Origin of the sequence: Kitasatospora sp. GP82 (assembly GCF_029892105.1) — a bacterium.
Taxonomy (GTDB): Bacteria; Actinomycetota; Actinomycetes; order Streptomycetales; family Streptomycetaceae; genus Kitasatospora.
Genome location: NZ_JARZAJ010000014.1, coordinates 161,422 through 174,854, shown reverse-complemented (window position 1 = coordinate 174,854; position 13,433 = coordinate 161,422). Strand labels below are relative to the sequence as shown.

General features: G+C 70.5%; 10 protein-coding genes. 7 read left to right on the top strand and 3 right to left on the bottom strand.

The annotated features are described in order from the left end of the window. Window positions 1-533 precede the first annotated feature (533 nt). The 3 genes from P3T39_RS17115 (at window position 534) to P3T39_RS17105 (ending at window position 4,303) form a co-directional block, all read left to right on the top strand. Window positions 534-968: a DUF302 domain-containing protein gene (locus tag P3T39_RS17115; protein ID WP_280698522.1), complete on the top strand. Its 435-nt coding sequence runs from the start codon at window positions 534-536 to the stop codon at window positions 966-968. Between the two features lie 256 nt (window positions 969-1,224). Continuing rightward, entirely contained in the window at window positions 1,225-1,902 is a 678-nt protein-coding gene (locus P3T39_RS17110) for a response regulator transcription factor (RefSeq protein ID WP_280698521.1), read from the top strand. A 256-nt stretch (window positions 1,903-2,158) separates the two neighbouring features. Further along, window positions 2,159-4,303: an N-acetylmuramoyl-L-alanine amidase gene (locus tag P3T39_RS17105; RefSeq protein ID WP_280698520.1), complete on the top strand. Its 2,145-nt coding sequence runs from the start codon at window positions 2,159-2,161 to the stop codon at window positions 4,301-4,303. Window positions 4,304-4,578: 275 nt separating this feature from the next. Here the strand turns inward: P3T39_RS17105 and P3T39_RS17100 are convergent, their stop codons facing one another. Both P3T39_RS17100 and P3T39_RS17095 read right to left on the bottom strand, forming a co-directional pair. Then, window positions 4,579-5,928, bottom strand: coding sequence for a phosphodiester glycosidase family protein (locus P3T39_RS17100; RefSeq protein WP_280698519.1), 1,350 nt, complete (start codon window positions 5,926-5,928; stop codon window positions 4,579-4,581). Between the two features lie 203 nt (window positions 5,929-6,131). Continuing rightward, complete coding sequence (locus P3T39_RS17095; protein ID WP_280698518.1) at window positions 6,132-7,604, bottom strand: cytosine permease; 1,473 nt, start codon at window positions 7,602-7,604, stop codon at window positions 6,132-6,134. Window positions 7,605-8,588: 984 nt separating this feature from the next. On the opposite strand from P3T39_RS17095, the gene P3T39_RS17090 reads away from it, so the two are divergent. Further along, on the top strand, window positions 8,589-10,103 hold the full coding sequence (locus P3T39_RS17090) for a hypothetical protein (protein ID WP_280698517.1): 1,515 nt from the start codon (window positions 8,589-8,591) through the stop codon (window positions 10,101-10,103). Between the two features lie 270 nt (window positions 10,104-10,373). On the opposite strand, the gene P3T39_RS17085 is transcribed toward P3T39_RS17090, so the two are convergent. Then, window positions 10,374-11,216 (bottom strand): SDR family NAD(P)-dependent oxidoreductase, encoded by an 843-nt coding sequence (locus P3T39_RS17085; RefSeq protein WP_280698516.1) that lies wholly within the window; start codon window positions 11,214-11,216, stop codon window positions 10,374-10,376. A 108-nt stretch (window positions 11,217-11,324) separates the two neighbouring features. Here P3T39_RS17085 and P3T39_RS17080 point away from each other — a divergent pair, with 108 nt between their 5' ends. From P3T39_RS17080 to P3T39_RS17070, 3 genes are all read left to right on the top strand, one after another. Then, on the top strand, window positions 11,325-11,786 hold the full coding sequence (locus P3T39_RS17080) for a MarR family transcriptional regulator (protein ID WP_280698515.1): 462 nt from the start codon (window positions 11,325-11,327) through the stop codon (window positions 11,784-11,786). A 118-nt stretch (window positions 11,787-11,904) separates the two neighbouring features. Continuing rightward, window positions 11,905-12,621, top strand: a complete 717-nt coding sequence (locus P3T39_RS17075) for a hypothetical protein (RefSeq protein WP_280698514.1) — start codon at window positions 11,905-11,907, stop codon at window positions 12,619-12,621. Window positions 12,622-12,784: 163 nt separating this feature from the next. Next, window positions 12,785-13,405: a hypothetical protein gene (locus tag P3T39_RS17070; RefSeq protein WP_280698513.1), complete on the top strand. Its 621-nt coding sequence runs from the start codon at window positions 12,785-12,787 to the stop codon at window positions 13,403-13,405. Window positions 13,406-13,433: the final 28 nt, after the last annotated feature.

Sequence of the window (13,433 nt, the reverse complement as noted above, 5' to 3'; positions counted from 1 at the left end):
CCCCCGCTCTGGTGGGGACGCAAGGCGAGCAGACCTGGCCGCCCTGAAGCCCGGGGTGGGCCGGATTCAGGGCTCTGTCCGCAGTTCAGTGAAATCTCACCTCGCCCTCCGCCCGGTAGGCGAGGCCGCATCCTCCGCGGATCACAGTCGGCTGCCGCTCTTGCGGGCCGAAGGAAAGCAGCGGTAGGAGGGCAGCTGTCCGTTCAGGCAGCATCGGACCGCCGCTTCGCTGCCCGAGCTCCGCCCAGCGCAGTAGCCACCAGGCGGGGCCTGGGCGGTCGGCGTGTCCCGGGCCCCCTCCAGTGGTGCCGCCATGCGGGTGAGCTCTCCACGCGTCCAGCCGGCCCTGTGCGTGGGGCAGCGGCGATCGGACCGAGACTGGAGCGCGGTGTCGCCCGCGGAGGCCGGACCCGTGAGCTTCATCCGCCAGCGCACGGACGAACGCTCCGTCACCCCGCCATCGGCAGCACCTTCACCGCACCGGCACGCCAGAGCCAACGTCAAAACCAGCGCCAACGCCCCGGAGGCAGACCATGAGCGGACCTCCCCCTGCGACTCCGGCCGGGACGCGCCCGACCGCCGGTGTGGTCCACAAGCGCAGTCCGTACCCCGTCGGCGAGACGGTCGAACGGCTCACCACGGCGGTCCGGGCGGCAGGGGCCAGGGTGTTCTCCCTGATCGACCACAGCGGCGAGGCGGAGGACGTCGGGCTGGTGCTCCGCGACACCAAGTTGCTGATCTTCGGCAACCCCTTGGGCGGCACACCCGCGATGGTCGCCGCGCCGCTCAGCGCCATCGACCTTCCGCTGAAGGTACTGGTCTGGCAGGACGATGCCGGAGCCGCATGGATGAGCTATCTCGACCCGGCCTGGCTGGCGGCTCGCCATGCGCTGACCGCCGACCTGGCGGCCCCGTTGTCGGCGGTCGACACGCTCACCGACCACGTGGCGGCGCGGCCGGGAGACTGAGCTGTCACGGCCCCCCGGGTGGTTGCGGTCAACTGCCCGGGGCTGCGTGGTCGGCAGCCATGGAACCGCATGTCGGCCATTCACGTTTCAGGCCCGGATATACCCGCAGGAATTTCACCCGGCGTCAATCCGAAAGGGCCCGAGGCTGATTCAGCGAGGCCGATTCGGCAAGCTGAAGATGTTTTCAGAACGGATGTTCCCGGCACTTCCGGCAGCCCCTCTCCGTCGGGTTCGTCAATTGATCTATGCTGTTCTGATGCGACTTCTGATGGTCGAGGACGAAGAACGGCTGGCACAGTCACTCAGCCAGGGGCTGCGGGCCGAGGGGTACGCGGTGGACGTGGTCGGCGACGGGCCGAGCGGCCTGGAGCTCGCGCAGTCCGGGGAGTACTACGCCGTCGTGCTCGACCTGATGCTGCCCGGCCTCAACGGGTTCCGGGTCTGCGAGGAACTGCGCCGCAGCGAGAACCCGGTGCCGATCCTGATGCTCACCGCCAAGAACGGCGAGTACGACGAGGCCGAGGCACTGGACTGCGGCGCCGACGACTTCCTCAGCAAGCCGTTCTCCTACGTCGTGCTGACCGCCCGGCTGCGTGCGCTGCTGCGTCGCGGTGCGGCGAGCCGGCCCACCGTGCTGACCGTCGGCGATCTGCGGATCGACCCGGCGGCTCGGCGGTGTACCGTCGGCGAGAACCAACTACGGCTGACGGTCAAGGAGTTCGGGGTTCTTGAGACCCTGGCCCGGCGCCCGGACCAGGCGGTGCCGAAGACCGAAATCCTGGACGCCGTCTGGGACTCCGCCTTCCGCGGCGACGTGAACATCGTCGAGGTCTACATCGCGGCGCTGCGCCGCAAGCTCGACGCGGCCGGGGCCGACTGCGCCATCCAGACCGTACGGGGCATCGGTTACCGGCTGGCGCCCGGCGCGTACTGACCGGCTCGGGTTCTGATCCCGGCTCTCCGTAGGCACCCGGGCTGCGCCTGGAACAGTGGCCGGACGGACCGTCAGCTTCCCCCGGTGGAACACCGGGCTCTTTCGGCAGGGCCCCGGGCCGGACCCTGCCCGGGCTGTGGGCACCGGAGTTCTCCGGTGGCGAGCGCGATCCGGAGAGCTGCCGCCGCCTGCCGCCCGAACGGCATCCGGTCGGCCGGTTACCTGATGTGACAAGTCGTCACCTAGAGTGTCAGCCATGACCAGCTCCCCGGCTGTCGGTCCTCGGATGACCAGGACCTCGTTGGCCGCCCACCGTCCTTCCCTGCCCGCCGCCGCCCGTCGGCTGCGCCTGCCGACAGCTCTGATCGCCACGGTCACCGCCTGCGCGACCGGCTTCGCCGTGCCGGCCGACACCGGCCCGGGATCCGCGGCTGATGCCGGTTCCGGGGCGGCTGCATCGGCGGTGATGCAGCGACAGTTCACCCTGGCTGCACGGGAGTTCGAAGTCCCACGGAGCGTGCTGCTGGCGCTGGCCTACCAGGAGACCCGCTGGGAGTCCCATCAGGGACGGCCGAGCACCACGGGCAACTACGGAGTGTTCGGCCTGACCCAGGTCGATGTCGCTGCCGAGAACGCCTCCGCCGCCGGCCGTTCCGGTAGCGAGACGGACGGCCAGGGCGAGGGAGGGCCGCTGGGACGCAACCGGTCCGTCGTCACCGAGCCGGCCCCGTTCGTGGACTCCCCCGCGCTGCACACGCTCGACGACGCAGCGGAACTGATCCACCGCCCCACCGAGCAGCTCAGAAGCGACACCGCGCAGAACATCCGCGGTGGTGCGGCCCTGCTGGCCCGGTATCAGAGAGCCGCCGACGCGCCCGTCTCGGCCGACCCCGGCCTCTGGTACGACGCGGTGGCCCGTTTCGGGCGGGGCGGGCTGACGGGGAAGGACGGGGAGGCGGCCGGACGCGTCTTCGCGGACCGGGTGTACGCCACCATGCGCGCGGGCGCCTCCCGCGCCACCTCCGAGGGGCAACGGGTCACCCTGCCCGCCGACCCCGGGCTCGTCGTGGCCGGGCCTGCGGCAACCGTCCCGGTCAGGGCCGTGCGGGAGAGCGTCGAGTGCCCGGCCGGTCTGGGGTGCGACTTCACGCCCGCCGCATACGCGCTGACGGACCCGAACGATCCCACCTCCTACGGGAACTACAACCCGGCCAACCGGCCGGAGGACGGCGAGAAGATCCGCTACATCGTCATCCACGACACGGAGAGCGACTACGCCGGGGCGATCGCGTCCTTCCAGAACCCTCGCGAGCAGGCCACCGCGCACTACCTCGTACGCGCCCACGACGGCCACGTCACCCAGCTGGTGCACACCCGGGACATCGCCTGGCACTCCGGCAACAAGACCGTCAACATGCACAGCATCGGGATCGAACACGAGGGCTTCGCCCTTCCGAAGGACCGACCGACCTGGTACTCCGAGCAGCTCTACGAGTCCTCGGCGGCGCTGGTGCGCTACCTTGCCGAAAGGTTCGGCGTCCCGTTGGACCGTCAGCACATCATCGGTCACGACGACGTTCCCCCGCCGACCCAGGCAGACGCCGCCGGTATGCACTGGGACCCGGGAACCTTCTGGGACTGGGCCCACTACCTGGACCTGCTCAAGGCACCGATCGCTCCCGGCACCGACGCCCCGCCGCAGGCCGGCGACACCGTCACCATCGCCCCGGCCTTCGACGCGACCAACCAGCCTCCCGTCAGCCAAGTGGCAGCCCGGCCGGAGAACTTCGTCTATCTGCGCACCCGGCCGGCCGCCGACGCCCCACTGGTCAACGGCGGCACCACCAAGGCCGAGGACTGGAGCGACAAGGCGGTGACCGGCGCCATCTACGTGGTCGCCGACCAGCAGGGCGACTGGACGGCAATCTGGTACGACGGCCAGAAGTGCTGGTTCTTCAACCCGAACGGGCGCACCGCCAGGACGGACAGGCGTTCCACCTCGCCGACCCTGCCCGACCGGTCGGACGACCCTGCGAACCCGGCCGGGCCGACGGTCCTGACCCCGCGCCCCGGCCTCGACTCCGTCCCGGTGTACGGCAGGGCCTTCCCCGAGGCCTCCGCGTACAGCCCCTACCCCGCCATCAAGGCGCGCCCGGTGGTGGCACTGAACGCGACCGTCCCCGCGGGGCAGGCGTATACGGCCGTCGACGACACGCCACAGCCCGGCGACTTCTTCTACGACCAGAACATCAACGGCGACGCGCCCGACGACCGGACCCTGGTGGTCGGCACGGAGACCTACTACCCGATCCGTTACAACCACCGGCTCGCGTTCCTGAAATCCTCCGACGTCCAGGAGGTCAGGCCTCCCGCGCGATCCGCCGGGGGCGGCACTCGGTAGCGGCCGACGGCTCCACCAACCGGTGGCGACCGGCGAGTTGGCGTGCTGCGGGAGCTGCGGGCCCGCGCGGCGTGTTGGAGCGCACGGCGGGGCCCGGGTGCGGGTGATACTGCGGCGTGATCACTGGTTAGGGTTCGATCACCGGCCGGGCTTCTGCCCCCACCTCGTCCTCCCGGCCGGGCCTGGCCTTCAGCACCGCGATGGCCGTCACCGGGTCCGACATGGTGATCCGCTCGCTCTCTGCCTCTGGGCGCCGGGCCCCCTTTGCTGCCGCGTCAGCGGGGGAAGACGGCGATGCCGTTGGGGACGGATCGTTCCTCGCCGCGGCTGAGGTTGTTGCGGACGGTGACGTGGCCGCTGGTGCGGTCGCGGGTCGCCAGGGTGGCGGATCCCCCACCGTCCAGGGAGGCGGCTTCGGTGCAGCCCAGGGAGCGGAGGACGTCCGCGAGTTCGCTGACGGTCAGTCCGCTGGAGGTGCCTTCGCGGCCGTCCATGGAGAGGAGGTGCAGGACGTGTCCGCCCGAGGCGATGCCGACGGCCGTGCGGGGCTCGGCGACGGCGGTGTCCAGGTCGGGCAGGGCCACACGGTCACGGACCAACAGGCGACTGCCCAGAGCGAAGGCGAACGGCGCCTTCGTACTGGACGCGAAGCTGTAGTCCACCTCGGCCGGAGTGCCGGGTGCCAGGTCGCGCAGCGCTTGGGCACCGGCCTCACGTCCGAGCAGGACGACCGTGTCGGCCGGGATATCGCCTCGGCCCGGAGCGTCGGAGACCGACACGACCTGGCCGTGGCGGACCGTCACCTCGTAGGTGTCACCGGTGCAGGGCGCGGACCGGTCGTCGTCGGTGCCGCAGACGGCGCGGGCGCGTGAGGTCGCGCCCCACTGGGGCGTGAAGACGCCGATCGAGTCCACCGGCAGGGCGTACTGGTTGAGGCCGCCCAGCGGCAGCTCGCCCTTCGGGGTGCGGACGCGGCCTCGCAGGGTGAGACGGGCGGTACGGGCCGTCCCGTCCGGCCCGACACCGATGACGTCCTCGGTGGAGTCGTCGGACGGTGGTGTCCAGCCGAACCGCTGCCCGTCCGGCACCGCGCCCTTGAGCGGACGCCCGTCCAGGACGACGGGGCCCGAGGTGGAGCCGGTCGCCTCGATGCCGGGGTGCTGCTCCTCGGTCATGTCGAAGAAGTCACCGTTGATCGCGGCGACCGCGCCCTGCTCCTCGGCCATCGAGGACACCGTGGCTCTGGCGGTGACCGCTCCCGGGTACAGCAGGCCCACCCGCACCTCGGGGCGGTGCAGATCCACCGTCAGCAGGTGGATGTGTGCGCTGCCCTGGGAGCCCGGCACGGTTAACTCCCGGTAGTCCACGCCGGGTGCGACCGGCTCGGGCGGAGGGAGATCCCGCACCGGGACGGTGTCGGGCGGGGCGGCGGGCGGCGCGACGGGCGGGGCCTGGGGGCCGGCCACCGGGGCGGCTCCGGGCGGGGCGGACGGTACGGCCACCGGCGCTCCCCCGGGCGGGACGGCCGGAGCGGCCGGCGGGGCGTCAGGCTCCGCGACGGGGTCGGTGGAGGTGGTCAGACAGACCAGGAGAAAGGCGGCAGCGACGCGGGTGACGGGCCTCATGAGGCCACTGTGTGGAAAAGCATATGGAACTACGCACAGGCACGACGCTGGGTCCCCCGGATCCACCCGAGGGGAGGTGTGCGCGAAGCCGACGACCCGTCCCACCGGGGCCGAGGCAGGAGAGCGACCGGACCGGAAGAAAAGGTCCCCTCCGCCGTCGGACGGCGGAGGGGACCTCGGGTGGAGCAGCGGGTCGCGGGCGCTTACGCGGCGACCTTCTCGTGCTCGGTGGTGACCGGGTCGGTCGCGGGGGCTGCCGGGGTGTTCTCCCGCGGTGCCGGGAGCACGGCCATGATCAGCGCGGAGATGGCGATGGTGGCCGCCCAGCCGAGCCCGTACGTGCCGATCGGGGTGGAGGCCAGCGGGCCGGAGAACCAGTCGCACTTGGTGAAGCAGATGCCCACGACGAGAGCGATCGCCCAGGCCGTCATCGCCTGCCAGCAGAAGCCGCCGGCGTACCAGTAGCGGCTGGTGCGGCCGGTGTCCATCAGCCCGTCCGCGTCGTACCGCACGGCGCGGGAGCGGCGGCGCAGCATGTCGACTGTGTAGACGCCGATCCAGGCGGAGAAGGAGACCGCGAGCAGGACCAGGAAGGTGATGAAGGAGCCGAGGAAGCTCTTCGCGACCAGCATCAGCATCAGACCGCCGACCAGGGAGATCACCGCGTTGATGCTGACGGCCATGGCGCGCGGCAGCTTGACGCCCATGGTCTGCGCGGTGAAGCCGGCCGAGTACATCGACAGGCTGTTGATCAGCAGCATGCCCACGATCGCGGTGAGCAGATACGGCACGGCGAGCCAGGTCGGCAGGATGTCGCCGAGGAAGGAGACCGGGTCCTGCGCCTTGGCGAGGTCCGGGGTGGCCACCGCCATGACCCCGCCCATCAGCACCATCGGGACCACCACCAGGGCGGCACCCGAGACCGTCACACCGACGATCTTCTTGCCGGAGGCGGCGTGCGGAAGGTAGCGCGCGAAGTCGGGGCCGGTGGGAACCCAGCTGATGCCGCCGGCCGCGATGGTGCCGATGCCCGCGATCATCATCGCGGTCGAGCCTGCGGGCTTGGCGAAGACCTCGCCCCAGTTCATGTTGGCGACGAGGTAGCCGAGCACCAGCACGCTGAAGACACCGAACAGGTACGTCGACCACTTGTTGCACACGTTCAGCGCCTTGCGCCCCATGCCGCTCACCAGGAAGGTGCAGGCGACGAAGACGAAGAGCGTGACGACGATGAGCACGGGGTTGCTCTTGATGCCGAAGAGCAGGTCGAGGACGGTCAGTACGGCATAGGCACCGGTGACCGCGTTGATCGTCTCCCAGCCGAAGCGGGCGACCCACAGGATCGAGCCCGGGAAGAGGTTGCCGCGGACACCGAAGGTCGCACGGGAGAGCATCGCGCCCGGCGCGCCGCCCCACTTGCCCGAGACCGACAACAGCCCGACCATGCCGAACGACGCGAGCGCGGCACACGCGGCGACGATCAGGACCTGCCAGAAGTTCAGCTGGTTGAAGACCACCAGGGCCGCGCCCATGGTGAGCAGCAACACGCTGATGTTGGCCGCGACCCAGGTCGGGAAGAGCTCGCGGACCCGGCCGTGCCGTTCATGGTCCGGAACGGGCTCGATACCGCGGGTTTCTATTGCGCCTTCGGAAGCGGCGGTGGACACATTGTCCATATGAGGGGGCTCCGTGCGTGTGAAGCGGGGCGGGAGGCCTGAGTTGAAAGGGACAGTGGGGACTCTACGCGCGTCACGCGGTCACGGCTAGCTTACTTTGTCCGGATTTCCACTAGTTCACGGCTTTAGTCCTCAACACTGTAATAGGTATACGTAGTGGAGCAGGGCGGCCGAGTCGGCCGATGAGCCGCCGGCAGTGCTCCTGGACTCCACATGAGCGGCGCCCCGGCCGACCCGGACGCACGGGGTCCAGCGGGCCTCCGGCGCGTCCTCCACCTTGCGAAGGGCCGGACGTGACCGTCCGTTCGGTAGCGCCGGCCCCGGTTGTGACGCTGCGCCAGATCCGTGGACGGCCAGGCCCCGGACCTGCGGGAGCGTCACCGCAGCAGGATCGGCGGTGGCCGGTTCGCGGCATTTGCTATGATGAAGGATGGTTAAGAACCCTTCCTGAATACCGTGGCCGTCAGCACTGCACGACTTCCCTGCAGCGTCAGCGTGTTGGCCTGGAGGGCTCGTCCGGGCGGCGGAAGCCGCCGCCGCATGGGCAGACTCCACCCGCGTTGGCCGATGCTTCCCGCCACGTGGCCACCCGGGGCGGCAAGGCTCTGCGCATTGCCGGACCGCAGGAGCCGCAGCACGGACTCCCGGGTCACGAAGTCATGGATCGAGGAGAACGGTGGCCTCCGGTCGTTCCGGTGATCACAGCGACGGTGATTATCTCGGAGGTCCGGAGCCAGGGAAGGAGCACGGCTGGAAGCAAGCCACCCGACAGGAGCTCGAGACCGTCGCGGGGTGGTACGAGGAGGCTGATCTCCCGCTGCATCCGCATCCCGCGCAGGTCATCGCCGGCTCCGGGGTCTGCCCTACGGACTGGGACAAGACCTCGGTCAGACAGCCTGCGGCTGTGCTCCGGGCAGTTCGGCTCCCGTCGGCTCACCACCTGCCGAAACGGACGCTGTCAGTGTGCGCCCCTACAGTGTCCGCATGGTCCCTGAGACACAGCCGGAGAACTCGCCGCAGCATCTGCTTCAGAAGTGGATCGGCGACCTGCCGTATCAGCTGCTGCTCCTGGAGAAGGCGCTCCTTCCCGAGGATTTCCCCTTCGACTACTCCCCCAAGTCGCTGGACGCTCTGGAGGCGCGCCTGCTGGAGCACTACGACTCCATCCAGGACCCCGGGAAGCGGACGGAGTTCATGGAGAGTGCGATGGCCTATCTCGGCGAAGTCCTGCTCGGCATCGCGGGCGGTGCTTGGGGCTGGAACACTCGGCCGGTCGACGACCTCCCGGGGCAGCCTGTCGTCTGGCCGGACCGGGAACTGGAACTCTCGCCCGTCGCGCCGATGTTACTGATCTCGTACGCCCTCCGAGTCCGCACCGGGATCGCGTTCGCCGAGGAGGTCGAGCGGCTGCGGCAGGCCGTGACGGCGCGGCAGCACGCGGTTCCGGGGTGGGAGCCGGTCAAGGAGCACACGCCGCACGTGGACCCCAGGGCACCGCTTCCGGAGGATCCGGCGCTGACGGCGTGGCTGGCCGAGCGGAGGGAGACACTCTCCGCCTGGGCCGAGAACGCGTTCGGTGGAGCGTGGAGGTGGAATTTCCACCCCGACACGTTGGACTGGCTGGAAGCCGTCGTGAGACAGCGGTTCGCCACGGTGGACGAATTCGACGCCTCGCGGGACGAGCCGTTCGTGCAGGGCGCCTGCTGGTACACGGGCGAGGTGATCCGGCGGAACAAGGGGGCGGTGTGGCAGTACATCCCGTTCGATCCTGACGCCGGGTCCGGGACCCCGGGCTCCCGGGAGAGCGTGTGGACCGACGTGCCGTTCGTGGATCAGCCGGACAAGCGGGTCGGGGGCGCGGCGATTCCGCTGGGGTGCCTGCGTGAGCTGCTCCTCGAGGAGGAGGTGGACGGGAAGCGGGAGGACAGGCTGCGGGACGTGCTGTTCTGGTTCAGGCCGTCCTCGTACGCACACGTGGGGGCGCTCCTCCAGCGCATGGGCATGGTGTCTCGGGAGAAGGTCGACAGCGTCCTCGCGGAGTACGCCGACTTCGCACACAATGAGTTGACACCCCATGAAGTGCCCGACACGCTCGAAGCGTTCGGTGTGGCGATCTCGGCCCACGGCGACGACGTCGACGATCTGGAGGAGAGCTACACGGGCATCCTGGAAGACGCCGCGGCACTCACCGACGGCGCGGTCACCATCACCGACGTCCGGTTGCGTGAGGACGAGGAGTACGGCGAGGTCCTGGAGTTCGCCCGCAACGGCGTCGTGGTGACCCAACCGACCGAGCACCAGTCGGATGACTACCTCGACCACGCGGCGATCGTGGAGTTCATCAGCCACGTCGATCCCGACCCCGGCGACGACACGCGCCGGTTCTACTGGGTCCGGTTCGTGCGCCTCAGGGACGCCAACTACGAGAGCTACTTCGTTCTCGCCACGCCCGAACAGGCGACCGTGCTGGAGAAGGAACTCGGCCTGGAACTGCGCTGAGCGAACCGGGCGGATCGGTGCTCGACCCCGGCGCGTGGTGGGGCCGAGCGGCAAGCGGATCACCTGGGCCGACAACCACCTGGTGTACGGGCAGGACGCCCAGGCAACCGGATCCCGGACTACTCCTACGCCGGCTACGGCAGTGGCGGCTTGCCGCTGCCCAGCGTGCCCACCCGCGTGAGCGCCCCCGCACCCGGCGGCGGGGACGACACATCTGCTCCTGGTCAACAACGGCGACCAGGGCACCGGCCACGGCTGGTCGGACGCCGGTCAGGCGACCCAGGCTCCGGTGACCGCGAGGGTGCTGGAGCCGTCCAGGTCGGCCAGCTTGCGGCCGACGAAGCCGCGGGCCGCGTCGGAGGTCTGCATCCGCAGGGCCGGGCGCTCGGCGTCCAGCGCCTCGATGATCGTGGCAGCGGCGCCGGCGGGCGCCTGGGCTGCGGTGGCGAAGGCGGCCGTCGTCCGTTCGAGGTAGCCCTTGAGCGCGGGCGCGTACGGGCCGGCGGCCTCCAGTGCAGCCGGGATGTCGATGTTCTGACTCGCGACGAACTCGCTTGCCACAGCGCCCGGTTCGACCAGCGTGACCCGGACGCCGGTAGTCGCGGCCACGGGCGCGAGCGACTCCAGGAAGCCCTCGACGGCGAACTTGGCGGCGCAGTAGGCCTCGTTGAACGGCTGACCGACAACGCCGCCGACGCTGGTGACGGCGATCAGGCGGCCCCGGGAGGCCCGCAGGTGCGGCAGGGCGGCCTTGGTGACCTCCACCACCCCGAAGAAGTTGACCTCCATGACCGCGCGGACATCGGCCACCGTCCCCTGTTCGATGGTGCCGACGTGACCCGAGCCCGCATTGTTGACCACCGCGTCGAGCCGGCCGCGGTCGGCGACCACACCCTCCACGCAGGCGGCCACCGAGGCGGGGTCGGTGACGTCCAGCCGCCGGACCTCGATCCGGTCGGCGACACCGGCTTCGGCGGCGGCCGCCTGCAGGGCGTCCGCCCTGGTCAGGTCGCGCATGGTCGCGACGACCAGCCAGCCGGCCTGCGCGGCGGCGACGGCGGTGGCCAGGCCGATCCCGGAGGAGCAGCCGGTGATCAGGACAGTCTTGGACATGGCTCAGCCCTTGTCTCGGTCGGAGCGAGCCGAAAGGCCCGCGTCGATTTGCGTGTACACACACACTAATAATGTGTGCGCGCACACGCAAGCCGGTACGATGACACCATGAGCCGCGCCGACCTCACCATGGGCCCCATGTCCGACCAGGACCACGCCTTCTACGGGCTGGTCTGGGCGGGCACCACACTCGCCGCCCGAGTGGACCGCGAGCTGAGCCGGGCCCACGATCTGCCGCTGTCCTGGTTCGAGGTGATGCTCTGGCTCAACGGCCAGCAGGAGGCGGTCGCCGCCTCGGACCTGGGCGCCAGGACCATGCTCAGCCGCAGCCAGGTCTCCCGCGTGCTGGACGCCCTGGCCGCCCGCGGCATGGTCACCCGCACCCCCTCCCCCACCGACGCCCGCTCCGTCCGGGTGGCTCTCACCGACCAGGGCCGCGCGGCCTTCGCGGCGGCGGACGCGACCCGCAGGGAGATCCTCGCCCCGGTCTTCACCGAACTCCTCGACCAGAGCGACATCGACGCCCTGGAGACCGTATGGCGCAAGCTCAAGCAGCCTCGCGCCAACTGACTGCCGCCGCAGCCCAGTTCGGCTCAGCAGTACCGGCGGCCCTGCCGGGGTTGCCGTAACGCATGCCCGTCCACCCGAACCGGTCACCCGCCAGGCGCGTTTCTGCCACATTGGAGAGATGAGCGACTCGACCTCACCGTCAGAACTCCCGTCCCAATCCGGCACTTTGGCGCCACAACAGCGGACTTCCCGGCCGGCCGGGCCGGTGGTGACCGGTGTCGTCGGCGTACTGGTCGGCGCGGCTCTGGTCGGCCTGCTATGGCTGATCGCCGGCGGCGGCCCGGGCAGCGGTAAGGGCGGCCCGTTCGGTTCGGGTGGCTCGGGCGGCCCGGGTATCTCCGCACCCGGTACGCTCGGCGGATTCATGCGGCAGGAGAAGGCTATGAAGGACCTCGGCGCGAAGGGCTCGGACGAACGGGCGGCCCAGGTCACCACCGCCGAGGAGCACAGCACCCGGTCACTGTCCGAGGCCTACGGCGGCGCTCCGGCCGTCGTCCAGGGCTTCGCGGACGCCGGGGTCGAGCAGATGTTCACACTGGCGGCCGTACGCGCCGCCTCGCCGAGGCCGTACGTGCCTTTCGAGGACGCCGCACTGCTCGGTCTGGCCGTGCCCACCGACCAGCTCCTCACCATCGGGAACGTGGACTGCGTCCTGTACAACCAGCCCACCCCGGCCGGGCAGCAGCCGAAGCCCGAAACGGTCGTTGTCAACTACTGCCAGCGCGCCGGCGCCGGGCTGACGGTCCAGATCCGCCAGGTCGGCGGCGACGATCTGCGCCAGCACCCCGACCGGGTGGCCGCACTGGTCGACCAGGCATGGTCGGCGGTGTCCTGACCGGCCCCGGCGGGCAACCGGGCACCGGGCATCAGGGCCGTGTCACCGGGCGCCTCCTGGGCTGATACGGGCGACGGTGTGATCGCGGCCTCGACGGTGTGATCCCGGCCTCTGAGTACGCGTACTCATGCGGCGGTGTCCCCCGGTCGGGCACGATCTCGGCATGATCCTCGACCGAAGGCGCCGTGCGGTGCTCGCCGTTGCGCCGTCGCTGCTACTCGCAGCGATCTCACTGACCGGTTGCGGGACGGAGCGCGCGACCGGCGCAGCCGCCACGGTGCCGCCCTCCGAGTCCTCCCTGTCGTCGCAGTCGTCGCAGTCGTCGCAGTCGTCGCAGTCGCCCGTGCCCTCGGTGTCCGAGCGGGCGTGCCCGGGCGAGTCCCCGTCGCCGCCGGCGCCCACGTCCTCGTCGGTGTCCGAGCCGAACGCCGGGGACGGACCGCCCAACTACGCCGACAACCATGCCTTCATGACGCCCCTCCCGCTGCACGGCGAGGAGCGCTGCAAGGGTCTGGCCGAGGTCGCTCGCATCACCCGGGCGCTGGAACCGCTGCTCGCGAAGCACGAGTTCGCCACCACTCGGATCGGCGATCGCCTCGGTGGCCTCGGCTACGCACGCGACAGGATCACTGTCGTTGCCAACGGCCCCACCGGGGTGAGTTTCGACATCGACCTCGCGCCGGTGTGTCTGGAGGGCACGATGTCCCCGGCCGGCACACAGGTGCAGGCGCACGGCGGATACCCGGACAGCACCGGCTGCCGGCGTCCGACCGGCGGCCACTGACACCGCTGGTGCCTACTGGTCGAGGTAC